This is a genomic window from Pseudoalteromonas sp. OANN1, from assembly GCF_024124685.1.
In the GTDB taxonomy this organism is placed as follows: domain Bacteria; phylum Pseudomonadota; class Gammaproteobacteria; order Enterobacterales; family Alteromonadaceae; genus Pseudoalteromonas; species Pseudoalteromonas piscicida.
This window is the reverse complement of record NZ_JAMXSE010000009.1, coordinates 102,726-126,485: the sequence shown is the minus strand read 5'-3', so window position 1 is coordinate 126,485 and position 23,760 is coordinate 102,726. Positions and strand designations below refer to the sequence as shown.

25 protein-coding genes are annotated in these 23,760 nt (G+C 42.8%); 18 read left to right on the top strand and 7 right to left on the bottom strand.

The window, feature by feature from the left end; translation table 11 throughout:
- Window positions 1-122 precede the first annotated feature (122 nt).
- The 3 genes from NH462_RS10215 to hldE are packed head-to-tail and all read left to right on the top strand — an operon-like array spanning window position 123 to window position 3,650.
- Window positions 123-1,568 (top strand): capsule assembly Wzi family protein, encoded by a 1,446-nt coding sequence (locus tag NH462_RS10215; protein WP_253105615.1) that lies wholly within the window; start codon window positions 123-125, stop codon window positions 1,566-1,568.
- 40 nt (window positions 1,569-1,608) lie between these two features.
- Window positions 1,609-2,205 (top strand): SIS domain-containing protein, encoded by a 597-nt coding sequence (locus tag NH462_RS10210; RefSeq protein WP_010374612.1) that lies wholly within the window; start codon window positions 1,609-1,611, stop codon window positions 2,203-2,205.
- A complete protein-coding gene (gene hldE, locus NH462_RS10205) occupies window positions 2,202-3,650 on the top strand; it encodes a bifunctional D-glycero-beta-D-manno-heptose-7-phosphate kinase/D-glycero-beta-D-manno-heptose 1-phosphate adenylyltransferase HldE (protein ID WP_010374613.1) in 1,449 nt (482 codons plus the stop codon). Before NH462_RS10210 ends, hldE begins: the two co-directional genes overlap by 4 nt.
- On the opposite strand, the gene NH462_RS10200 is transcribed toward hldE, so the two are convergent.
- Window positions 3,647-4,360: a 3-deoxy-D-manno-octulosonic acid kinase gene (locus tag NH462_RS10200; RefSeq protein ID WP_010374614.1), complete on the bottom strand. Its 714-nt coding sequence runs from the start codon at window positions 4,358-4,360 to the stop codon at window positions 3,647-3,649. The genes hldE and NH462_RS10200 overlap by 4 nt on opposite strands.
- Before the next feature lie 107 nt (window positions 4,361-4,467).
- Between NH462_RS10200 and NH462_RS10195 the strand changes: the two genes are divergently transcribed.
- From NH462_RS10195 to glpG, 6 genes are all read left to right on the top strand, one after another.
- Complete coding sequence (locus NH462_RS10195; protein WP_010374615.1) at window positions 4,468-5,535, top strand: glycosyltransferase family 9 protein; 1,068 nt, start codon at window positions 4,468-4,470, stop codon at window positions 5,533-5,535.
- Window positions 5,528-6,082 (top strand): D-glycero-beta-D-manno-heptose 1,7-bisphosphate 7-phosphatase, encoded by a 555-nt coding sequence (gene gmhB / locus NH462_RS10190; protein WP_010374616.1) that lies wholly within the window; start codon window positions 5,528-5,530, stop codon window positions 6,080-6,082. The genes NH462_RS10195 and gmhB overlap by 8 nt, the downstream gene beginning before the upstream one ends.
- 225 nt (window positions 6,083-6,307) lie before the next feature.
- Window positions 6,308-7,504, top strand: a complete 1,197-nt coding sequence (locus tag NH462_RS10185) for a glycine C-acetyltransferase (protein ID WP_010374617.1) — start codon at window positions 6,308-6,310, stop codon at window positions 7,502-7,504.
- A 44-nt stretch (window positions 7,505-7,548) separates the two neighbouring features.
- The gene (gene tdh / locus NH462_RS10180; RefSeq protein ID WP_010374618.1) at window positions 7,549-8,574 is read left to right on the top strand and encodes an L-threonine 3-dehydrogenase; all 1,026 of its coding nucleotides are present in this window, start codon (window positions 7,549-7,551) and stop codon (window positions 8,572-8,574) included.
- A 104-nt stretch (window positions 8,575-8,678) separates the two neighbouring features.
- Window positions 8,679-8,996 (top strand): thiosulfate sulfurtransferase GlpE, encoded by a 318-nt coding sequence (glpE, locus tag NH462_RS10175; protein ID WP_010374619.1) that lies wholly within the window; start codon window positions 8,679-8,681, stop codon window positions 8,994-8,996.
- Window positions 8,993-9,820 carry a rhomboid family intramembrane serine protease GlpG gene (gene glpG / locus NH462_RS10170; protein ID WP_010374620.1) on the top strand — a complete coding sequence of 276 codons (828 nt, stop codon included), beginning with the start codon at window positions 8,993-8,995 and terminating at the stop codon, window positions 9,818-9,820. Before glpE ends, glpG begins: the two co-directional genes overlap by 4 nt.
- 53 nt (window positions 9,821-9,873) lie before the next feature.
- Here the strand turns inward: glpG and NH462_RS10165 are convergent, their stop codons facing one another.
- A complete protein-coding gene (locus tag NH462_RS10165; RefSeq protein WP_010374621.1) occupies window positions 9,874-10,269 on the bottom strand; it encodes a flagellar basal body-associated protein FliL in 396 nt (131 codons plus the stop codon).
- 157 nt (window positions 10,270-10,426) lie between these two features.
- On the opposite strand from NH462_RS10165, the gene NH462_RS10160 reads away from it, so the two are divergent.
- Together NH462_RS10160 and ubiA are read left to right on the top strand one after the other, a co-directional pair.
- Window positions 10,427-10,954, top strand: a complete 528-nt coding sequence (locus NH462_RS10160) for a chorismate lyase (protein WP_248694171.1) — start codon at window positions 10,427-10,429, stop codon at window positions 10,952-10,954.
- A complete protein-coding gene (ubiA, locus tag NH462_RS10155) occupies window positions 10,947-11,810 on the top strand; it encodes a 4-hydroxybenzoate octaprenyltransferase (protein WP_010374623.1) in 864 nt (287 codons plus the stop codon). Before NH462_RS10160 ends, ubiA begins: the two co-directional genes overlap by 8 nt.
- A 56-nt stretch (window positions 11,811-11,866) precedes the next feature.
- On the opposite strand, the gene NH462_RS10150 is transcribed toward ubiA, so the two are convergent.
- From NH462_RS10150 to NH462_RS10140, 3 genes are all read right to left on the bottom strand, one after another.
- The gene (locus tag NH462_RS10150; protein WP_045988224.1) at window positions 11,867-12,769 is read right to left on the bottom strand and encodes a LysR family transcriptional regulator; all 903 of its coding nucleotides are present in this window, start codon (window positions 12,767-12,769) and stop codon (window positions 11,867-11,869) included.
- Window positions 12,770-12,877: 108 nt separating this feature from the next.
- The gene (locus tag NH462_RS10145) at window positions 12,878-14,401 is read right to left on the bottom strand and encodes a DUF3369 domain-containing protein (protein ID WP_253105614.1); all 1,524 of its coding nucleotides are present in this window, start codon (window positions 14,399-14,401) and stop codon (window positions 12,878-12,880) included.
- Between the two features lie 58 nt (window positions 14,402-14,459).
- Window positions 14,460-14,858, bottom strand: coding sequence for a DUF2721 domain-containing protein (locus tag NH462_RS10140; RefSeq protein WP_010374626.1), 399 nt, complete (start codon window positions 14,856-14,858; stop codon window positions 14,460-14,462).
- Window positions 14,859-14,967: 109 nt separating this feature from the next.
- On the opposite strand from NH462_RS10140, the gene NH462_RS10135 reads away from it, so the two are divergent.
- From NH462_RS10135 to tsaD, 3 genes are read left to right on the top strand one after another with little or no spacing between them, the layout of a single operon-like run.
- Entirely contained in the window at window positions 14,968-15,315 is a 348-nt protein-coding gene (locus tag NH462_RS10135; protein ID WP_010374627.1) for a DUF2007 domain-containing protein, read from the top strand.
- Window positions 15,299-15,892, top strand: a complete 594-nt coding sequence (locus NH462_RS10130; protein WP_010374628.1) for a YjaG family protein — start codon at window positions 15,299-15,301, stop codon at window positions 15,890-15,892. Before NH462_RS10135 ends, NH462_RS10130 begins: the two co-directional genes overlap by 17 nt.
- Before the next feature lie 49 nt (window positions 15,893-15,941).
- A complete protein-coding gene (gene tsaD / locus NH462_RS10125; RefSeq protein ID WP_253105613.1) occupies window positions 15,942-16,955 on the top strand; it encodes a tRNA (adenosine(37)-N6)-threonylcarbamoyltransferase complex transferase subunit TsaD in 1,014 nt (337 codons plus the stop codon).
- A 3-nt stretch (window positions 16,956-16,958) separates the two neighbouring features.
- On the opposite strand, the gene plsY is transcribed toward tsaD, so the two are convergent.
- A complete protein-coding gene (plsY, locus tag NH462_RS10120; protein ID WP_029215929.1) occupies window positions 16,959-17,549 on the bottom strand; it encodes a glycerol-3-phosphate 1-O-acyltransferase PlsY in 591 nt (196 codons plus the stop codon).
- A 124-nt stretch (window positions 17,550-17,673) separates the two neighbouring features.
- On the opposite strand from plsY, the gene folB reads away from it, so the two are divergent.
- Genes folB through NH462_RS10105 form a run of 3 tightly spaced genes read left to right on the top strand, consistent with a single transcriptional unit; the run spans window position 17,674 to window position 19,317 of the window.
- Window positions 17,674-18,024, top strand: coding sequence for a dihydroneopterin aldolase (folB, locus tag NH462_RS10115; RefSeq protein WP_010374631.1), 351 nt, complete (start codon window positions 17,674-17,676; stop codon window positions 18,022-18,024).
- A gap of 7 nt (window positions 18,025-18,031) precedes the next feature.
- Window positions 18,032-18,520: a 2-amino-4-hydroxy-6-hydroxymethyldihydropteridine diphosphokinase gene (folK, locus tag NH462_RS10110; protein WP_010374632.1), complete on the top strand. Its 489-nt coding sequence runs from the start codon at window positions 18,032-18,034 to the stop codon at window positions 18,518-18,520.
- A complete protein-coding gene (locus NH462_RS10105; RefSeq protein WP_253105612.1) occupies window positions 18,517-19,317 on the top strand; it encodes an undecaprenyl-diphosphate phosphatase in 801 nt (266 codons plus the stop codon). The genes folK and NH462_RS10105 overlap by 4 nt, the downstream gene beginning before the upstream one ends.
- A 333-nt stretch (window positions 19,318-19,650) precedes the next feature.
- Here NH462_RS10105 and NH462_RS10100 read toward each other — a convergent pair whose 3' ends face one another.
- Window positions 19,651-20,607, bottom strand: coding sequence for a methylenetetrahydrofolate reductase (locus tag NH462_RS10100; protein WP_253105611.1), 957 nt, complete (start codon window positions 20,605-20,607; stop codon window positions 19,651-19,653).
- 270 nt (window positions 20,608-20,877) lie between these two features.
- On the opposite strand from NH462_RS10100, the gene NH462_RS10095 reads away from it, so the two are divergent.
- Entirely contained in the window at window positions 20,878-23,754 is a 2,877-nt protein-coding gene (locus NH462_RS10095; protein ID WP_253105610.1) for a pitrilysin family protein, read from the top strand.
- The last annotated feature ends 6 nt before the right edge of the window (window positions 23,755-23,760 follow it).

Here is a 23,760-nt window from a genome sequence, read left to right as displayed (position 1 = left end):
AGTATTTTACCTTGTTCCAAGGCGAAATTGAATGAACAACACAATTTTACACAGTTCAACAGATGCCTATGGGCTTTTGGTTTGGTAGTATTTAGCGCATTAAAAAGTAATGGAATAACAAAATGAATTTAGCTCGAGTACTCGCTTGCTGTAGTTTATTGGCTTCGAATCTCGCTTTTGCGAGCCCCACAGCTTATTTACCCATTGGACAAGATCCGCTGTTGGAATATCAAATCGATAAAATGTTTGCTTTGACCGTTGGTACGCCTATGGCAAAGCCTTACCGTATCAGTGAAATCAAGATGCATTTGATGAAACTTAGGCATATTGACGCCACATTACAGCAGAGTATTAGTCAGGGGATTGCACCTTATCTGCAGGACGATGTGTTGACGCAAAGATCAATAACACTTCGTGTTGATAGCGGTGAAGAAAAGCAAATAGCCAACGACAGAGGTAATTACAGTGGTGAATATGCTGAATTGGGGCTCGGTGGTGTTTGGCGTGGAAGCGAATCAAGCATTTTACAAATCGGTGCTGAGTATCGAGTAGATGCAAACAAACTTGTTCCATACAATACTTTTTATGGCATGTCCTACGGCAACTTGCAGCTTAATTTAGGATATAAAGAACATTGGTTTTCACCATTTAAGCATTCGGCTCAAGTATATTCTAATAACGCGAGACCTTCATTATCAGCTTCTTTGGGTTTAGTTGTGCCTATTCGAAATTGGTGGAACTTCGATTTTGAACTGTTTTATTCTGAACTTGAGAAAGTCCATGACGGAATTCGTTTTCAAGGCACGCTTCACGATGGAACACCTAAAATAGCGGGTAGTCACTTTAGTATAGAGCCATTAGCAGGATGGAAAATCGGTCTAAACAGAGTCATGCAATTCGGAGGCGGACCTAGGAAAGTAGATTTTAAGGACTTTATTAAGGCATATTTTGACCCTGTTGGAAACGATAATAAGATAGGTGATCTCACTCAAGATGATGAACTGGGCGATCAATGGGCAACTATCACGACCAGCTTTACCACAAATTACGGCACTCAAGCACAATGGTATTTAGAATACGGTGGTGAGGATAGCGATAACCATAAAAACTATTTGTTCGGTAATACGGTTGTTAATGTTGGTGTTTTTCTCCCTCAATTGACTTCAACGACTTCATTACGCTATGAGTTTACTGATATGGAAAGCTTATGGTATGTAAACGAAATTTACGATACTTATGGCAATACAATCGACGGATTTGGCATTGGGCATTTTGCTGCAAACCATCGCCAGTTCGATGATGGTGCACCGACGCAAATTCACGTTTTAGAAGGTACTTACCAATCAGATTACCGTTCTTTATGGCGAGCTAAGCTTTCAGTTATCGATAATGAGAGTAATTATTTGAATGAACTTGGAGAGCTTGGCGCTGAGTACGAACGTGGCTACGAGTTTGAGCTGGCACATATTGGTGAAGCCTATAGCAAGCAAGTCGAAACTAAATTAACCTTGGGTAAAGATGTCTTCGGTGAGAATTACACTTGGTTATCAGTCCATGTATACTGGTAGGTATCACGCGGGACAAGCATAGAATAGTTTAGGAACAAATATGTCATTGAATGAACAAGTAGCACAAAGCTACTTCGCAAGCTTACAGCGCCATGTTGATGTTTTTGAAACAATGGCAAACTATCACCAAGAATGTGTTGAGCTACTTGAAGCATGCCAAAGCACGTTAGCAGCTGGTGGTAAGGTCATTTGGTTTGGTAATGGTGGCAGCGCGGCAGATGCGCAGCACCTCGCTGCAGAATTTGTGGTGCGTTACAAATTAGAGCGTGGTCCTTTGGCTTCGATTGCATTAACTACCGACACCTCAATTTTGACCGCACACAGCAATGACTATCACTTTGACTCCGTATTTGAGCGTCAGGTTCAGGCTCTGTGTAAACCGGAAGATATGGTGATTGGTTTAACCACATCAGGTACGAGCCCTAATATCAATTTGGCACTTCAAGCCGCAAATGAAATTGGTGCCTTTACCGTGGCATTGACTGGTAGAACTGGTGGCAAAGTGAAGGACATTGCTAAATTACCGATTATTATCGCAAACGACGAGACAGCGCGTATTCAAGAAGCGCATATGTTTATTGGTCACTGGCTATGCGAAGCGGTCGATATGCTTGTTGCGGCGGAGCAAGAGGCATGAAGCTAGCGGCACTTCAACAGCTAAATCAAGCCAAGGTATTGGTGGTTGGCGATGTGATGTTGGATAGATACTGGCATGGAGATACCGGGCGTATTTCTCCTGAGGCTCCAGTACCTGTGGTGAAAGTCAGCGCGTTGGAAGACAAAGCTGGTGGTGCGGCGAACGTTGCCAAAAACATCGCTCACCTAGATGGTAAAGTGGGTTTGCTTGGGCTTATCGGCGAAGATGACAATGGTAAAACGCTTGAGGCTATCCTTACCAAGGAAAACATTGAATCTAGCTTAGTTAACGTCGTTGAGTTGCCGACTATCGCAAAAATGCGAGTGATCAGCCGTCATCAGCAAGTAGTCCGACTCGATTTAGAAGAGCCTTTTCAGTTATCTCACAGTCAACTACTGCTTGAGCGTCTAAAGCAAGAAGTTGATAAGTATGACTTTGTGTTGTTTAGCGACTACAACAAAGGCGCTTTGTGCGCCATTTCAGAAATGATTGCGGTGGCTAAAGCAGCTGGTAAAACGGTACTAATTGACCCTAAAAATAGTGACTTGAGCCTCTATCAAGGTGCTGATTTTATTACGCCTAACTTAAACGAATTTAAACTCGCTGGTGGAGACACAAGTAGCGAAGAGGCACTCACCTCTAGTGCGCGTGAGCTTCTGAAAACGTCAGGGATCGGCGCTATGTTGCTGACGCGCTCCGAGCAAGGCATGTCTTTAATAACCAGTACTGAAAAGTTTGATTTCCCAGCTCAAGTACAGGAAGTAAGTGATGTTACGGGAGCTGGTGATACCGTGATCGCCACACTGACGACTATGTTAGGTGCGGGAATGTCTGCCAAAGATGCAGTTGAAGTTGCAAATATTGCCGCAGGCATTGCCGTGAGTAAGTTAGGTGCTGCAACGGTGTCACCGGAAGAGTTGAGTCGCAAACTGGGTCAATATCTTAGAGAAACGGGCGAGCACTACCAAACGCCGTTTGAAGAAGTGCTTAAGCACATTACTTTTGCCAAGCAAAACGGCGAAACCATTGTGTTTACCAACGGCTGCTTTGATATTCTCCATGCAGGCCATGTGCGTTATTTAGCGCAAGCTAAAGCGATGGGCGACAGACTCGTCGTTGGATTAAATAATGATGAATCGATCTCGCGTCTCAAAGGACCTGAACGTCCAATCAATCCACTAAAAGAGCGGGCGATGGTGTTATCTGCACTTGCTTCTGTGGATTGGGTTATTCCGTTTGGCAGTGTTGAAGAAAGTGATACACCAGCTAAGTTGATAGAAATGGTCAGCCCTGACATTTTGGTCAAAGGTGGTGACTATAAAGTAGAAGAGATCGCAGGTGCAGAGCATGTGCTTAATCAAGGTGGAAAAGTCGAGGTGTTAGCGTTTTTGGATGGCTGCTCGACTTCCAATGTGATTAAAAAGGCACAGCTACAAAAAAGTTAACGTGCGCTGAGATAGGCTTGCATTAACACTTGCCACTGATTTTCATCAAAATAAAAGGTCGGCCATTTGCCGGCCTCTTTTTTAAATGAACGTTGCAAACGCTCCAGGTTTGCGTGCTGCCAACTTGAGTTTGGCTGCATGATTTTGCCCTTATCAAAATCAATTAGAAATACTTTGCCGTCGGCATCAAACAAAATATTGTTGATGTTCAAGTCATCATGATACGCACCGGCTTGATGAAACTGTGCAATGGTGTGGCCGATACTTTCCAGTTCATTTGTACTAAGCGTTCTTGCTTGCAAAATTTCGCAAACACTGGTGGCATCAGACACCGCTTCGGTCAAAATATCTGCACGATAAATACCAAAATGAAGCGATATTCTTGCGCCAAGTGGTGTTGGGACTGGTAAACCTTGTAGTTGTAGTTGCTCTAGCAAAGCAAACTCTTGATATACGCGCGTATTTTCTAGTTTGGTGAAAATATACTGATCACTCAACAGCTTGCCGATTAAGCCTCCACGATAGTAGTGCTTAAGTACCGCGATGCTTTGGTTAAATCGCACGAACCACGCCGTTGCTCGACCTTCTTTCGAGCCGACAATCGCATTATTTTTATGCCAATATTCAGGGTCAAACATTTCTTCTGAAACATCATAATCTAGGGTTGAAGGCGTTAGTAAATAGCTATGCGGTTGTTTGGTGATTTGCACAATATAGGATTCTTAAGAGTCAATTGTGACATTCTAACGATTTTTCATCCTCAGTGAAACTTGCAAACTTGTTTGATTAATTTAAGATCAAGCGCTTGTTACTTTCCATGAGAACTATTGTTTTGAGCAAATCCTTGACCTCTATTTGTATTTTGCGACTTTCAGCGATTGGCGACGTGTGCCATGCAGTAAGTGCTGTACAGGCGATCCAACGCGCACATCCGCAAGCGAAAATAACCTGGGTGATAGGTAAAGTGGAAGCCATGTTGCTGGCTGACTTACCCGGTGTTGAGCTCGTCGTATTTGACAAAAAACAGGGCAAAGCCGCGCTCAAGGCTTTAAAGGCAAAGTTCAAAGGGCAAAAGTTTGACGTATTACTACATATGCAGGTTGCGTTAAGAGCCAACCTTGTTGCGCGAGTTATTCCTGCAAAGCAAAAATTAGGCTTTGATAAAGGGCGCTCAAAAGAGTTACACAGTTTGTTTATTAATAAGCGGATCGCACCTCAAAAGTCGCCACATGTGCTCGAAGGTTTCCAAAACTTTGCCCGTGCAATTGGTGCTGAGTGCGGTGAGCCAACATGGCAGATGCCAGTGACGGCAGCTCATCAAGCTGCGGCAAAATCGCTATTGCCCGAAGGGAAAGTGTTTGTGATATCGCCTGCGGCAAGTAAAGCCGAGCGCAATTGGCTTCCTGAGCGTTATGCTAGGGTTGCAGATCATGCTGCTGCATTGGGGTTTCAGGTGGTGATAACGGGTGGTCCAACGGAGCTTGAGCAAAACTTAGCAGCCGAAATTCAAAAACACAGTCAAGCTGAGTTATTAAACTTAGTGGGAAAAACTGACTTGAAAACCCTACTTTGTGTGTTGGAGCAAGCCGAATTGGTGTTAGCACCTGATACCGGGCCTGCTCATATGGCTGTGACTGTTGGAACGCCGGTGATTGGTTTGTATGCGCACTCCAACCCAACTCGTACAGGGCCATACCTGTATCAAGACTATGTAGTTGAGGTTTATCATCAAAACCTCATTGCGCAAAAGGGTAAAACTGCAGAACAATTACCGTGGGGAACACGCGTAAAGGGTAGTGAACTCATGTCTCAAATTTCCGTTGATGCAGTAATTACGATGTTTGATCGGGTAATAAAAGAGCAGGAGATTGTGACCAATGCATAAGGCAGTATTTTTAGACAGAGACGGCGTTGTTAATAAAGATCACGCCTATGTTCATCAAATCGCGGATTTTGAGTTTATCGACGGGGTATTCAGTGCCTGCCAAGCATTTAGCAAAGCCGGTTATAAAATTGTGGTCGTGACGAATCAGTCGGGCATTGGCCGAGGTTACTATGATGAAGCACAATTTCACGCGTTAAGTGAGTGGATGTGCGCGCAGTTTATGGCGCATGGTGTTGACATCGCTGGTGTTTATTTTTGTCCTCACCACCCTGAAAAGGCACAAGGCCCATATAAAGTAGAGTGTAACTGTCGTAAGCCTGAACCTGGGATGCTGCTGCAAGCGATAGCCGAGCATGACTTGGATCCTGCGCAAAGTATTATGATTGGTGACAAAGTCTCAGACATCAAGGCTGCCCGCGCTGCTGGCGTAAAAACAGCCATTTTAGTTGAGTCTGGGCAGAGTTTTAGTCAAGAGCAACAACAGCTCGCGGATAAAGTATGTGCGTCGTTGGCGGAGGTACCAGCCGCACTATCTTTGTCTGAGTAAAATAAAGTTTGCTGCCAGTTGTCGCAAATCGTGCATTTATTGTGTGAACCTTTTAAAATAAAGATATCTTTTAATGTACCAGGTATGATTGAATTGGTACGTTCCAATTAACTTGAGCTAATTAATATAGAATAAGCGCAAGCGTTAACTTCTGATAGTGAGAATGACAACCGCCTATGGCGATACGTAGCTTACTATCACCGTGCAAAAAATGGAGACTCCCAGATGAGAGCATCGGCCTTCTACAGCCAGCTTCAGCAACAAATTGAAGAAGTAAAAGCTGAAGGATTATATAAAAAAGAGCGTATTATCACTTCTCAGCAGCAAGCTGAAATTGCAGTATCGACTGGCGAAAGTGTAATTAACTTCTGTGCAAACAACTATCTAGGTTTGGCGAATCACCCAGAGCTAATTAAAGCGGCGCAAGGCGGCCTTGATGACCATGGTTTTGGTGTCGCGTCGGTGCGCTTTATCTGTGGTACGCAAGATATTCACAAAACGCTTGAAGCAAAGATCAGTGAATTTCTAGAAACAGAAGATACTATCCTTTACTCTTCATGCTTTGATGCTAATGCAGGTTTATTCGAAACTATCTTAGGCCCTGAAGATGCAATTATCTCGGACTCATTAAATCACGCTTCTATCATTGATGGTGTGCGTTTATGTAAAGCTAAGCGTTTCCGCTACGCAAACAACGATATGGCTGATCTTGAGCAGCAGTTAATAGCCGCTGATGAAGCTGGTGTGAAAACCAAGCTTATCGCGACCGATGGCGTATTCTCAATGGATGGCGTTATTTGTAACTTAAAAGCGGTTTGTGATTTAGCGGATAAGTACGACGCATTAGTGATGGTTGATGATTCACACGCAGTAGGTTTTGTTGGTGAAAATGGCCGCGGTACACCGGAATACTGTGGTGTATTAGACCGAGTGGATATCATTACAGGAACACTTGGTAAAGCACTTGGCGGTGCGTCGGGCGGTTATACCTCTGGCAAGAAAGAAATCGTAGAGTGGTTACGTCAGCGTTCACGTCCTTATTTATTCTCAAACTCGCTAGCGCCGTCAATTGTTACTGCTTCAATCAAAGTACTAGACATGATGAAAGAAGGCGATGCCTTACGTGCTAAACTATGGGATAACGCAGCCTACTTCCGTACTAAGATGGAAGCTGTTGGCTTTACTTGTGCGGGTAAAGATCACGCGATTATTCCGGTTATGTTAGGCGATGCCAAAGTGGCCTCAGAAATGGCTGACAGACTGCTGGCTGAAGGTATCTATGTGATCGGTTTCTCTTATCCTGTTGTGCCAAAAGGTCAAGCTAGGATCAGAACACAAATTTCAGCTGCGCATACGACTGAGCAGCTAGACAAAGCAATCGAAGCCTTTACCCGTATTGGTAAAGACCTAGGCGTCATTTAATTTTGCCACCGGCATTAAGCCGGTGCAGCTAACGAGCGAATACTATGAAAGCATTATCCAAGTTGAAAGCTGAAGAAGGAATTTGGATGGCGGATGTGCCAAAACCGGAAGTAGGGCACAACGATCTATTGATCAAAATCCGTAAAACAGCAATTTGTGGTACCGACGTACACATCTACAAATGGGATGAGTGGGCACAAAACACGATCCCAACTCCAATGGTTGTGGGACACGAATACGTAGGTGAAGTGGTCGATATGGGCCAAGAGGTGCGTGGTTTTAGCATTGGTGACCGAGTATCTGGTGAAGGTCATATCACCTGTGGTCACTGTCGTAATTGTCGTGCTGGTCGTGTTCACCTATGCCGCAACACTATTGGGGTAGGCGTTAATCGCGAAGGTTCATTTGCAGAATACCTAGTTATTCCTGCTTATAATGCGTTTAAGATCCCTGACAACATTTCTGACGAACTCGCTTCTATCTTCGACCCATTCGGTAATGCAGTGCACACCGCATTGTCGTTCGACTTAGTTGGTGAAGACGTACTCATTACTGGTGCGGGCCCAATCGGTATTATGGCTGCGGCAGTGGCGAAACACGTTGGTGCGCGTCATGTGGTGATCACAGACGTAAATGAATATCGCCTTGAACTTGCCACTAAAATGGGTGCTACGCGAGCAGTAAATGTTGCCAGTGAAAGCCTAGAAACGGTTATGAAAGATCTTGGTATGACAGAAGGCTTCGATGTTGGACTTGAAATGTCAGGTGTTCCTTCTGCATTTAAAGGCATGTTAAACAGCATGAACCATGGTGGTAAGATTGCAATGCTGGGCATTCCTCCTTCTGACATGGCGGTGGATTGGAACCAAGTGATCTTCAAAGGTTTAGTGATCAAGGGTATTTACGGCCGTGAAATGTTTGAAACTTGGTACAAAATGGCAAGTTTGATCCAGTCAGGCTTAAACCTTGATCCAATCATTACACATCAGTTCCATGTTGATGACTTCCAGACTGGCTTTGATACGATGATTTCAGGGCAATCAGGTAAAGTTATTCTGAATTGGGATTAATGCTCAACTTTGCTTAGTGCATGAATGAGTAGTTATAATAGAAAGACGGCTAGGTCGATAAGGCTTAAGCCGTCTTTTATTTTTTAGTTTTAAATGGGTAACACATGTCTTTTAAACATATTTCAGTAGCAGACACACAAGCGCTTTTAGGCAATGATGATGTTGTGGTAGCAGATATTCGCGATGAAAATACTTTTGCACAAGGGCATATTCCAGGCGCTGAACATTTATCTAATGCTAATCTTGCTCATTTCATGCAGGAGAAAGAGTTTGACCAACCAATCGTGGTTGTGTGTTATCACGGGATCTCCTCACAAGGCGCAGCTAACTACCTAGTTGAGCAAGGCTTTGAAGATGTTTACAGTATGGATGGCGGTTTTACGCAGTGGGCAAGTGAATTGCCAAACGAGATTGAAAAGTGAAGTTAATAGCCCATTATCACAATGCACGACTAGCTCAAGGTGCGGTCGATTATTTTAAGACGCAAGGGATTTATTGTGTTTTGCAAAGTCACGATGGGCAACAAGTTGAAGTTTGGCTAGAGCGTGGTGATGAAGCGCTTGCTATGCGTCTTTGGCAAACGTTTTTGGAGCAACCTGAGGCCGACTTATATCAAGCGGCTTCTTGGCAAACCGGAAGTACACAGGGGTTATTTAGCTATCAAGGCCAAAACTTAAACTTGGTGCGGCGCTTTGCGGGATTAAACTGGTTATTGCAGGGCGTTTTTGGTGTCAGTATTATTATTTTTGTCGCCATGCTGTTTGGTGACGCTAATGGCATCTTTTCTGCACTACGTTTTTCCCTAGATAAACCTTGGACTTGGATAGCACCTACACTCATACATTTTAGCGCCATACATTTGATTTTTAATTTAAGCTGGTGGTTACACCTTGGCGCACAAATTTCAGAGAAACTCGGGCTCTGGGCATTAGTTTGCATCTACTTTGTAACCGGCTTAACTAGTAACTTTATGCAGTTCCTATTCGTTGACGCTAATTTTGGTGGACTAAGTGGCGTGGTCTACGGACTACTAGGTTTCTGCTGGGTTATTGGTCATCGAAATCCCGCCGGAGCCGCTTTGGTCTCTAAACCTGTTATTGGCTTTATGCTGCTTTGGATGCTGTTTGGATTTACGGATATGTTTTTTATTAACATGGCTAACTGGGCGCATTTGTTTGGATTGCTATCAGGTATGTTGGTTGCGGTATTTTGGCCTATCAACAGGCAACTCAAAGAGAGTAGCTAGTTACGTCGAACTCGGGATCTAGTGCTTCCGAGTTCGTGTATGAGTTGATTCGGTTAGTGATATAAATATTTGGTAAAAAGCACATCACGAACAATTTCCTGCCCAGTTTCTTCTTTTAGCAGTGTCTTTAGCTTTTCAGCACAGCGTTTTCTGATTTCTTCTCTGCCAGTTAATGATTTAATGGTTTCTTCGTTTTCTTTACTCAGGATCTGTACGATAGCATCTCTTAGTAAAGGAGTATGGTGTTCAACCACGGCAATATTCGCAACGTCATTTAACATTAGGTCAACGGTAACACGGACATAACCGAGCTTTTTGTTGGACTGGCCTATGTAGTTTGTGATGATATCTGGCTCAAACCCGAAATACCCAATAGTTGAGTCCGCTTTTACAGGGAAAGCCGTGGTTAATGCAATGCATAATGTGAGTACAACAGCCAACAGTCTCATGTTTAATTAGGTATCCTAATACAAATTACTTTTTACTTAGTTTATACATAATTGCGTTGATTTTACAGGTAGCTTCAATACAAACATAAACTTTTTAGAAAGCCGCTGCTCTGCTATTATGACCGCGGATTTTTAAAACGGAAATAGAACGTTGCCTTTGCAATTACCCTTAGAGCTCCCTTGGCTGAAGAACACACAGTTGGTGGATGTTGAGCCAGCACTTTCTCCTTATTTACTAGAGGCTCAATCTCTAACCGCAAAATTGAAAGAAACTTGTGAAAGGTTTTCTGTGACTGTGCTTGCTAATGAGTTCAGGAGCGCTCCTGAAGCGTTACGTACGGATCTTTCTGAACAGGTTTGGTGCCGAGAAGTAACGTTAAATTGTAACGGTAAAGCAGCTGTATTTGGACAAAGTTGGCTCAATGAGGACGCATGTACTGTCGGAATGGATGCAATTGGTGAGACACCTTTGGGTGAGTTACTGTTTACTGATTCAAATTGGCAGCGCGGAACCCTTGAGTTTCTTCGTTTATCTACTGCCGACTATCCGGCGCTGATTGAACTTATTGCACCCACAACTGGCGTCGCCCCAGAGCGTTTATTTGCTAGAAGAAGCTGGTTTAAAAACGGCAAAGCAAAGATTTTAGTTTGTGAAGTCTTTATATCGGAAAGCTTTTATGATTGACCACCAGAAATGGCAGGCTTACAGCCAACTTATGCGATTAGATAAGCCAATCGGGACTTTACTATTATTGTGGCCAACGCTTTGGTCACTGTGGATTGCAGCTGAAGGTGTTCCAAGTATTTGGCTTATTGTTATCTTTGCTCTGGGTGTATTTATAATGCGCAGTGCCGGCTGTGTTATCAATGATTTTGCTGATCGCAAGGTTGATGGAGCTGTAAAGCGTACCGCGACAAGACCGCTTGCAAGAGGCGCTGTAACGAGTAAAGAGGCACTAGGCCTATTTGCTATTTTGGTCGCGGTGGCTTTTATTTTGGTACTTTTTTTAAACTGGCAAACCATTGTATTATCCTTTGGAGCACTAGCGTTAGCCTCTGTTTATCCTTTCATGAAACGTTATACAAACTTACCTCAACTCGTACTTGGGGCTGCCTTTAGCTGGGCAATACCGATGGCTTTTATGGCAGTAAATCAAAATGTGCCAGTGCTTGCTTGGGTATTGTTTGTTGCGAATTTAATATGGACGGTTGCTTATGACACTATGTACGCCATGGTAGATAGGGATGATGATTTGAAGATAGGGGTAAAGTCTACTGCGATTTTATTCGGCAAATGGGACCTCCATATTATTGCACTGCTCAACATCACATTTATCGCGATGATGGCGGCAGTTGGTGTAACGTTTGACTTGAATCTCGCTTTTTGGTGCGGCTTACTAGCAGCCTCTGTGCTGCTGATTAGGCAACAATATGCCATACGCTACAGAGATAGAGACAGATGTTTTTGGGCTTTTTTAAACAATAACTATGTGGGCTTGGCGATTTTTGTCGGGGTCGTGCTGGGCTTTTTACCGCTCTAAAGCGAGTAATTAAAAACGGGCAAGTAATACAGATTATTTGCCCGTCTGTTTAGCAACTAATAAGTTACTGTATGCTTGCTAGACGAAGATGCTGCATCCTCAATTAGCTCAAGCAGGTGATTTATATGTGCATTTGAGCCAACTTGGTGATTGGTTTGTACAATCAATTGTTCTCTATCCAAAGCCTTATTGGTTTTTAAGAAAACTAAGTTAGGATCTTGTGCGATAGTTTTTGAATGTTCGATACTCGCAATTGCAAAGCTATTACTATTCTTCAAACCATCAATTACTTGTTCAATATTGCCAATTTTAACGCTCGTTGATTTGTTTAACGAATCAACGGCTTCATTAAGCATACTTTGTACTTGCTTCGACTGTGAGAAACAGCCATACATAGGGTATTGCGTTAATTCGGCTTTTCTGATGCTGTCTTGATTTGCTAGAGGATGATTTCTCGAAACAAATAAAACTAACTGATCAGGCAGGTGAATATCACTCACTATGCTATTTGCACTTTGTAAATACACGCTGATATCAATCTCACCAAGTTGTAGCTTACGAGTAAGCTCCAACTCATCTTGCAACTGCATTTCGATCTTCACATTAGGGTACTGAGCTAAAAACTGACCGCAAGAAACTGGCACTATGCTGCTAGCTTGAGTCGTATAACCAATAATTAACTTTTGGTTATCACGGCCAAACAAACTTTGCTTAATGGTTTTCTTGGTTAGATCGAGTTCTGATAAGGTTGTTTTGCAATACTTTAAGAACAGCTCACCTTGTTCAGTCAGTTTTACTGAACGTGTTGAGCGTTTAACGAGTTCACAACCTATTTCATCTTCAAGGGTTTGGATGCTTCGAGTAAGCGCTGAAGTACTGATCTGGGTTTGTTCTGCGGCTTGTCTAAAATGTCTTAGATTACCTAATGCTACGAACTGCTCGAGTTGTTCAAATCTCATGTGAAATTCCTTTTAATTTCAACTAAAACACATTTATTACGTCTTTTCCCAATAATAATACACCAATCGGGAAAAAGAAAGTGAAGTTTTTACATTCTGATTACAAAGTTAGTCAGGATACCTGTCACGTATCTCAATAAATTGTTCCAGATTTTTTAGAAAAAGGTCAACCAATTTGGGTTCAAATTGTTTACCACTTTGAGTATTTAGCAAATCTATTACTTTATCTAGTGGCCAAGCGGGCTTATAACATCGCTCACTTCCTAGTGCATCAAAGACATCTGCCAGAGCAGTGATCCTGCCGACAATGTTAATTTGCTCTCCCTTTAAACCCCTAGGATAGCCTGAACCATCCCACTTTTCGTGATGTTGATGTGCGATTAATGCGCCACACTGCAAAATCTCATTTGTTGAATTTTTTAAGATTTCAAACCCTTGCTGCGCATGCGTCTGCATAATTATCCATTCTTCATCAGTGAGTTTTCCGGGTTTATTTAGGATTTGATCTGGAATACTGATTTTGCCAATGTCATGGAGCGGAGAGGCGAGTTTGATGATTTCTGCTTGGTAGTGAGAGAGTCCGTAAAGCTGAGCTAAAAGCATACTATAATGTGCCACGCGTTTTACGTGTGAGCCGGTTTCTTTCGAGCGTTTTTCGACGGCTTCACCCAAAATATAAGAAAGCTCTTTTTGAGAATCTTTGACGGTTTCACGCAACTTCAAGTTGTCGTAGGCTAGTGCAATATTGTTTGCAAAAAATTCAAGTAGCTGGAAGTCCATGCTATGAAGTTCGCTGTCCTTACTCACATAAATCATCGTTTCACTCCCTTCTCGCGAAGGGAAGTAGCCAATATATTCGTTACGGGTCTTTATCGATGCTTTTTTATTATGTGTTTCTATAAACAGATTTTGTACATTCTCGGGCAGGGTAACAATACTAGGTTCTACGCCTGCCCCTGAGGCTGCAAGTAGTTTAAATTTTGTCGGTTCGTTGGCTTGGTGGTTTACCGCAGCTGCACAATATATTTCCGAATCAGATAATCCCATTACTGCGGATACATGGGATAATATGGTTGATGCAAAATCCTGAATATTGCTACACTTCAAAAAGTTAGAGGATGCATCAATAATGCGTTCAAGTCCCATTTTGTGCTTTTCGATGGTTTGAATATCCCGGTGAGCCCGTAAAGCAGAATAGAGTAGTGTTTTTAGCTTGACGGCAGTGAGCTCGGTTTTGTTCTTATAGTCATTAATATCGTAATCGCGAATGACCGATTCTTCCGGGGCTTCTCCTGGTTGACCTGTTCGCAATACAAGGCGAATATCAAAGTTTGCTAAGTCATCGCGGATATATCGCACTAAATCAAGCCCTGCATGATTACTTTCCATTACGACATCAATGAGGCCTACAGAGATATTCTGCTCCGTGTCCAAGATGGCTTTTGCTTCTTGTGCAGAGTAGGCGTGATGAAATCTCAGTGATTTATTCTCAAATTTAAAGCCAGATAACACCAGTTTAGTCACTTGGTGAATGTCTTCTTCATCATCTACAACCAGAATATCCCAGTAGGTTTCGGCCATTTTATTTGTAGGGCTTTCTAGCACTTCATCTGAGAACAAAAATCCGCTCACAGATTGCTCCTCTTTTTATGCTGACTCAACATTAGTATAGTCGGCAGTAACAAGGCCGCTAATCTTGTTGAGGTTTTTTCTCGATATTTTGCAATTCTAGTTCGATTGCATCGCAAGAAATGTGGATTTCATAAAGAGAAAGTAGCAATGACAAGGTTAGGCTACAAAGACTCGCACCAAACAATGTGACGCCAAGTAAGGATATTTCAAGAAACAAGGCAAACATTGAAGATGTGCAGAGTAAAAACGCGATGACGCCCCATACTTGCATTCGTCTGATCAATCTAATTCGTTTTCTTAAGTTCTCGATTTGTGCTTTAACCAAAGATCTTATGGTGTCGCCTTCTCGAGCGTTTAATTCACGGATCAATTGTGCGAGTACCAAAAAGCGATTGGTGTAAGCGAGTAGCAATAAAGAAATTGCTGGGAATAATAGGCCCGGTGTTGTTAGAGTCATAGTCGTATTTTAATGGAATAGCTTGATGTTTAAGTGTGATGATAATGAATGATTTTATCAAGAAACAAATGAGCACAATGAGTGCTAATTCAATAGTGAAGATAATGCAATGAGTGAACAGCCTTTTCATTGGGTGCAATTGTGCGCTATCAGTGGCTTTGTTGAAGCACATTTACTCAAAGGTCAACTAGAACAAGCGAATATTCAGGTTCGCTTACAAGGTGAGCATTTGTCAGGGGCTATTGGTGAAATTCCAGCAGAGCAAGCTGCCATCAAGCTCTTTGTTTATGCAATAAAGTTACCCGAGGCTCAGGAAATATTGGTAAACTATAATAAATCACGTCATCGCAGTGCCGCCGAGCTGTCGGATTGGCTATGTAACCACTGTGCAGAATTAAATGGACCAGCGTTTGAATATTGCTGGCAATGTGGAAATAAGCATGAGCAAAGCAAATAACTTTCAAAGAATTAGAGAGTTAAATTATCTTCAAAAGGCAGTATTAGGCGCTGCTATTATTGAGCGTATGTTGCCAAATTATTCACTATTTAGTGAGGCAACGGGTTTTGGCGACGAGCAAGTGCTCAGAAATGCGCTGAATTTAATCTGGGAGAAAATATTACTGCCAAAGAGCAAAATTAGCTTAGAAAAGCTGGTTGAAAAGGTAGAACCAAATGTACCTGAGCTCAGTGAGTTTGATATGTTTGGTACCTATCCCGCAATCGACGTAGCGACAGCGTTGTTAGGCATGTTGCAAGGTCTGATGACAAAAGATGAACATGAGTTTGTAAGCGTTGCCAAAATTTCTCAGGCAACGGTAGCTAAATACATCGAGTTTATGTTGATGGCGGAAGATATATCTCCAACGAATGAGCTAGTGCGTGAGCACCCGCAGATGCAGTATGAAATTGAAATCCTCGCTGAGCTTATCGAACATGTGGAAAATATGGGGCGTATTAGCAGCGAATCAGTGAAGTCGCTGAAGGCCTTGGCACTGGCTGACGGCCAAACAAATATTGGTTTGGAACTTGAGTAGCTGATTTCGTATAATCAGCGGCTGCAGTAAAGAGTTTGGAGAAAGTAACTTGCGTATTTTGGGTATAGAATCCTCATGTGATGAGACGGGTATTGCTATTTATGATGATGAGCAAGGGCTGTTGGCACATCAATTATATTCTCAGGTAAAAGTACACGCCGATTATGGTGGGGTAGTGCCTGAACTTGCTTCTCGTGATCATGTACGCAAAACAATTCCTCTGATAGAAGCTGCTTTCGCCCAAGCGGGTTGCGGTCCTGAAGACCTTGATGGCATTGCTTATACCGCAGGGCCGGGTTTGGTCGGTGCTTTGTTGGTTGGCACCTCAATAGGTCGCTCGTTAGCGTTTGGTTGGGGGATCCCAGCTGTTGCCGTACATCATATGGAAGGCCATTTGCTTGCCCCTATGCTTGAAGACGATAAACCAGGTTTCCCATTCGTCGCGCTGTTAGTATCTGGTGGCCATACTATGATGGTCAAAGTCTCAGGTATCGGTGAATATGAAGTACTTGGTGAGTCAGTGGATGATGCCGCTGGTGAAGCATTTGATAAAACTGCCAAGCTACTCGGTCTTGATTATCCTGGCGGCCCAATGCTTGCGAAAATGGCGACACAGGGTCAAGCAGGGCGATTTACTTTTCCAAAACCGATGACAGACAGACCTGGTCTGGATTTTAGTTTCAGTGGATTGAAAACCGCAGCGGCAAACACGATCCGTAATGAAGGCGATGATGAGCAAACGAAAGCAGATATTGCTCATGCCTTTCAAACAGCAGTCGTAGAAACGCTAGCGATTAAGTGTAAGCGAGCACTGAAAGAAACTGGCATTAAAAGCCTTGTGATTGCAGGTGGCGTCAGCGCCAATACTGAACTTAGGCAAAAGCTTGAGCGCATGATGCTTGGCATGAAAGGGCGGGTTTATTACCCGCGCACTGAGTTTTGTACAGACAATGGGGCGATGATAGCTTATGCAGGAATGCAGCGCCTAAAAGCAGGTCAGCATGCGCCACTTGATATGAAGACTAAACCGCGTTGGCCGCTGGATAGTCTAGAAAAAGTCTAGACCCTAGTCTTTAGACTTTTTCCCCACCTTGGGCTCTTTACCACTCAAGAGCCTTTTAATATTTGCCCTATGACGAATAATAATCACCACAGTTAAAAAGCTGACCGGCACCGTATACAGCGGCTTTATCCACCATGTGTAAAGTGGAGCTGCTGCGACTGCGACAATCGCTGCGAGTGAAGAGTAGCGTGTGAGCGCTAGCACCACGAGCCACGTACTAATCAATAGCCCGCCCAATGACAAGCCGATGGGTAATAGCGCACCAAATGCCGTTGCTACCGCTTTACCACCGTTAAAGTGGAAGAAAATAGGATAAATGTGACCAAGGCATGCGCTTACGGCTATTGCACCTAACCATACAGGCTCTATTTTCAGAAAGTAAGCTCCCCACACCGGGATGGTTCCCTTTAAAATATCGAAGACGAGCACCAGCGCAGCTGGGATCTTTCCTCCCAATCTTAATACATTGGTTGCGCCTGGATTATTAGAACCATTAAAGCGTGGATCTGGCAGGTTGAATAACCGACACACCAGAATCGCTGAGGAAATCGATCCCAATAAATAAGCACATACGCACATTAAACTGATTAACACTGTCTTCCTTATTTTTTATTGCGTTGTTTTGGGCTATGATCGGCGGTCTTAAGTCCTGCACAGATCGCGAATTGCGATTAGAAAATGCGGGTGAATTACAGCGATAAACATGTTTGGAGTTTACATGGATAAAGTCTATATCTCACAGCTACACGTCGAAGCCATAATAGGAGTGTACGACTTTGAAAAAGAAAGTAAACAAAGCCTTTACTTTGATGTTGAGATGTTGACCGATATTAGCGCTGCCGCTCGTCATGACGATATTAATTTGGCGGTTGATTATGCCAAAGTGAGTGAGTGTATTATTGCGCATACCCAAGCAAAACCAGTTGAGCTATTAGAAACCTTAGTTGAACAGCTTGCTACAATGATCCTAAATGAATTTAATGTACAACAAGTGCTTATAAAAGTGAGTAAACCTGCTGCCGTGCCACAAGCACAAACGGTTGGTGTAGAAATTGTGCGTAAGAAGTAGAATTATCATGGCACAAATTTTTATCAGTCTCGGCTCAAACATAGAAAAAGAAAAAAACTTGCTGAGTGGCTTGAGGGTATTGATAGAACACTTTCCGGATTTTCAACATTCGAGTGTTTTTGAGAGTGAAGCCGTCGGGTTTGCAGGAAATAACTTCTATAACTCGGTCTTTGCAGCACAAACACAGCTGTCTTTAGACGAAGTGTATAAACTGCTCAAATCGATAGAATACGATCATGGTCGTCGCTGTAGTGAAAAGAAGTTTAGTCCACGTACATTAGATCTCGATATTCTCTTTTATGACCACCTTATTTGTTCATCACCCGCTCAGTTGCCTCGGGATGAAATAACCAAAAATGCCTTCGTGCTTCAGCCATTAGCTGAACTAGCTCCTGATTTTATCCATCCTGTTGAGGGTAAAACCATTGCTCAGTTATGGCAGGAGTATCACAACCCAACTCAAAAATTATGGAAAGTGGAGTTTCCCAAGCAATGAGCTTTATTGAGATTGCCGTCCTTGCAATTATTCAAGGTCTCACTGAATTTTTACCTATTTCGAGTTCTGCCCACTTACTGCTACCTTCTCAGGTACTAGGTTGGCAAGATCAGGGTCTTGCCTTTGATGTTGCTGTTCATGTTGGTACTTTGCTGGCTGTCGTTATTTATTTTCGACAAGACATTGTCAGCCTACTGGCAGGATGGTTCAAGTCATTCTCAGGTACGCACTCAAAAGAAAGCCGGCTGACTTGGTGTATTGTGGTTGCCACTATACCATTCGTGATTTTAGCTCCACTACTTAAAGATATCGTAGAAGTTTATTTACGTAGCGCTTGGGTGATTGCAACATCGACGATAGTATTTGGTTTACTGCTTTGGTATGCCGACGTGAAAGCGAAACAAATCAAGGACGAATTTGCCTTAAACTGGAAAAGCGCATTGATACTGGGGCTTGCGCAAATTACAGCTGTCATTCCCGGCACATCGCGTTCAGGCATTACCATCACCGCAGGTTTATTACTCGGGCTTGATAAGAAAAGTGCGGCGCGCTTTTCGTTTTTAATGTCTATTCCAGTTATTTCGATGATGGGACTGTATTACAGTTTAGAGCTTGCTACCGGCGATGAAGTGGTTGATTGGAATGCGTTATTAAGTGGTGCGGTACTGTCGTTTATCTCAGCTTATGCCTGTATCTTCTTTTTCCTGAAAATCATAGAGCGCATGGGCATGATGCCATTTGTCATTTACCGCTTGTTACTTGGGGTGGGATTAATCGCTTTCTTGAGCCTAAGTTAATCTGAGCTTTGGATAATTCAGCAAGGTTAACAGAAAAGCCAGCTTGATGAAGCTGGCTATAGGGCCTGTTGGCCTTCGCTGTTTGATTTTTGTTCTTCTGAGTGTGTTTTGGTCGCGACGCTCGACTTGCCGCCTAGTAATCTAGGCAAAAGTTGAGCAACAATGAACAAAGCGCACTCAGGTGAACCCAAAGGGCAGCGCTTGATTGGCATTTCTACTATGTTATCGCCAGACTTACATAGAATGACTATGCTACGCAGGCTCTGCCTTGTATAAATACCAATCAAACTGCTGCAAAAACAAACTTGGAAGATCAACAGGCCCTAGACTGCATTAAGCAATTTGCTTTTCCGCAAGGCATAATTCCATGGTCGCCTTCAACAGCCTGTAAAGGTTTATCGACGCATCAATTTCTTCTTTGCGGTTTGTTAAGCTCTCAATATTTAAGCCAAGAGAAATATCTAGATGTGAGCAGCTTTTTAAGATTTGATCCAGATTTTCTCTACAAATACGAATTGACTCACTTAGTGTATTGTCTGCATCTAACATGCGCCATTTGGTTGCTTCTGGTACTGAGATCCCCAGCCACTCCATAAACTGCAAGGTCTTTTCTCCACCACATGGAGTAAAGGTAAGAATAATGCGTTTTGGTGTTTGCCCTTGTTGTTTACAGGTGCGAGCATAACTCGTGATCAGATCTATGGTTGCTTGAGCGTCATACACTGCTTGGGAAACAAAGAATTGGCAGCCTTGCTCTGTTTTATCTATCAGCCTTTCGTGTTCATTACGCTTACTGGCATGGCGCTCTGCGATGGTTACACCACCTAAGAAAAAGTCATCTTGATGATGCTTCAGTACATCATAGGCTTCAGAAAGCGGTAACTTAATATCGCCTTGTGAAGACGGGCTGCCCACTAAAACTAGATTGTTTAACCCATATTGCTGTTTGGTGCTGCTTAACCAATCGCCAAAAGCTTCACTATCGCGCTGTGCCACACTTTTATACGTAATTACATCAAGGTGTGACAATTCGCGGATCAACTGGCTATATTCACACGGATCAACGGTGTGCTTAAAAGGAAATGGGCGTGGTACTTGAGTACGGCTGCTTTCATCTTGAATGTCATAGATGATCACGCCGTCGTATTCGATCTCATGTAAACGGCCCAAAAGTTTAGCGGCAATTGATTTTAGCTGTTCTGGGTCGGTGCCAATCTTAGGTGGTGTGGTACCAATTAAATATACCCCTTGGTTAGGGTCAATGATTTTCTCTTGAAGCGTTAAAGCCATAATCCTCATTCCACAAAAGCATTTCTGTATCTCTTTACTAATATAGCAGCCATTTAGACGTCTAGATAGATTTTTTTAATGAAAGAATTTCAATAATTATGAATTAATCTCAAGTGCTCAAATCAAAATTTCATATTTGTTTACACATTAGGGTGGTAAATCACCTTGGAAATTAGCGAATTAGTATGACTTTGGGGCATAATCAGGAGGTTTGCTAACGTAAGTGAACACGACTTACTTAGAATAAAAAATATGATTAGGACCAAATTCATGAAATTCAAATTACTAGCAACCAGCTTTGCCGTAAGCTTAGCGCTTAGTGGCTGCGCAGCGACGAATTCAGATCAAGCTCAACAGTCAGCTGTAAGTACTCAAGCTGCCCAATCCAATAAAGTATTCGCCCAAGATTATGTTTTGGAAGAGCTAGAAAATGGCCTTCGCGTCATGGTAGTTAAAACTAACTATCCTGATGTGGTATCGCTACAAATTCCGGTTTCTGTTGGTTCGCGTAATGAAGTAGAAGCGGGTAAAACCGGCTTTGCTCACTTCTTTGAGCATATGATGTTCAAAGGCTCAGAAAAGTATCCACAAGACGTTTATTCGGACATTTTGAAAAACTCAGGTGTTGATAATCGTGCCTACACGACCAACGACTACACTAACTACCACTTAAATTTCTCAAAGCAGCATTTAGATAAAGTATTAGAAATCGAAGCGGATATCTTTCAAAACCTGACATACAGTGAAGAACAGTTCCGCACCGAAGCACTAACTGTGAAAGGTGAATACCTTAAAAATAATGCCAGTCCGGTTCGAAAACTGCTTTCTGCGGTAAGAAAAGAAGCATTTGATAAACATACCTATAAACACACAACGATGGGCTTTTTTGAAGACATCGAAGCAATGCCAGATCAAATGGCCTATGGTAAAACCTTCTTTGAGCGTTTTTATAAGCCTGAGTATGTATCACTTGTGATCGTAGGTGATGTAGATCCTAAAGCAACTATGGCTATGGTGAAGAAGCATTGGGGTAATTGGAAAAAGGGTGACTACCAAGCCGATATTCCTGTTGAGCCAAAGCAAGATAAAGCGCGTTACGTTCACGAAAAATATGATGGCTTACCGGGTCACTGGTTGCTAGTTTCGTATAAAGGCGCTGCATGGGAGCCGAAGAAAAAAGACCGAGCGGCACTTGATCTGATCTCACAGCTTTATTTCTCTGAAAACTCAGCATTGTATCAAGAGTTAGTGGTAGACAAACAGCTTGCAAGCCAAATGTTTACCTATAACCCTGAAACCAAAGACCCTGGTCTTCTACATGTTTTCGTTAAAGTAGAAGATGAAAAAGATTTGGCGACAGTGCGTGATGCAATCAATAACACTTACGCAAAAGCACGCACAGAGCTGGTAGATGAAAATAAACTTGCTGCACTTAAATCAAACCTAAAGTACAGCTTTATTAACGGCCTTGATTCATCACAATCTATTGCTTCGACACTTGCAAGCTACATGCATTTTGAGCGTGATCCTGAAGTGGTGAATGAACTGTATGCAAGTGCAGATAAAGTCACTGCAAAAGATATTCGTGATATTGCCAATAAATACTTTGTGGACAGCAGCCGCACAACGGTGACGATGTCTGCACTTGAGTCTGTCTCTGGTTTTGATAAGGAAGTTAACTTAGATAAGTTAGTGGCAAAAATGGACAAGCCAGTAACACGTCATTTCAACGTATTAGACAAGACTAATAACTCACCGCTGGTGGATGTGAATTTTCTTTTTTACACAGGTGCTGCTGCCGATCCTGCAGGTAAAAAAGGTCTTGCTGCGCTTACTGCGGCTATGATTGCCAATGGTGGAAGTGAGTCGCAATCATACAAAGAAATTCAAAAGGCGCTGTACCCGATTGCTGGTAGCTTTGGCTATCAAATCGATAAAGAAATGATTTCTTTACGTGGTCGTATTCATAAAGACAATGCTGATCAATGGTATGGCATTGTGAGTCAGCAGCTTTTGACCCCGGGGTTCAGAGAAGATGATTTTAAACGTCTGAAAAAAGAGCTAATCGACGGCATTAAGGCTGGTTTGAAAGCGTCAAATGATGAAGAGCTAGGTAAAGAAGTGCTTTATCACGAGCTGTACAAAGGCCACCCATACGAAAGCTATAACTTTGGTGATTTATCAGACTTAGAAGCAATCACTCTTGATGACGTTAAGGCTTTTTACGCTCAGCAATTTACTCAAGCTAAACTAAACGTGGGTATCACAGGTGCACTCGATAAACAGCTAAAAGAAGCGATGTTTAACGACCTTGCGGCTTTACCTAAAGGCGAAGAAGCGCGTTTACAAGTGCCTGATGCCCCTAAACTATCTGGCCATCACGCAACCATCGTAGAAAAGAATGCAAAATCAACAGCGGTCTCTTTTGGTTTCCCAATCGACACGGTTCGTAGCAGTAAAGACTGGGCCGCGCTTTGGTTAGTGCGTTCATACTTTGGTGAGCACCGCAGTTCAAACAGCCACTTGTACCAGCGTATCCGTCAGGTTCGTGGCATGAACTATGGTGATTATGCATATATCGAATACTTCCCTCGTGGTATGTTCCAAACGAAGCCGGATGCAAACTTAGGTCGTAGTGAGCAAATTTTCCAGGTGTGGTTACGCCCACTTCGTTCTAATAACGATGCCCATTTTGCAACGCGCACTGCATTGTTTGAACTCGATAAGCTGATCAAAGAAGGGATGAGCAAAGCAGACTTTGAAGCAACACGTAACTTCTTAATCAACTTTGTGCCGCAAATGGTGGCGAGCCAAGATAGACAGCTAGGTTATGCACTTGATAGCCAGTTCTACAACACCGATGAGTTTGTTGCTTATGTGACAAAGCAGCTAGCGTCGCTGTCTGTTGAAGATATCAATCGAGTTATCAAAGAGAATTTGCAGACCGAAGATATTCACTATGTGTTTATCACTGGTGATGCAAAAGATATGGCGAAGCGCCTAAGTGCTGAGCAGTCATCTCCTATGACTTATAACACGAAAAAGCCTGATGTATTGCTGGCAGAAGATGCTGAAATTGCTACATACCCGCTAAATATTCCAAGTAAGAATATTAAAACGTTAGATGTAGAAAAAGTGTTTGAATAACGATTA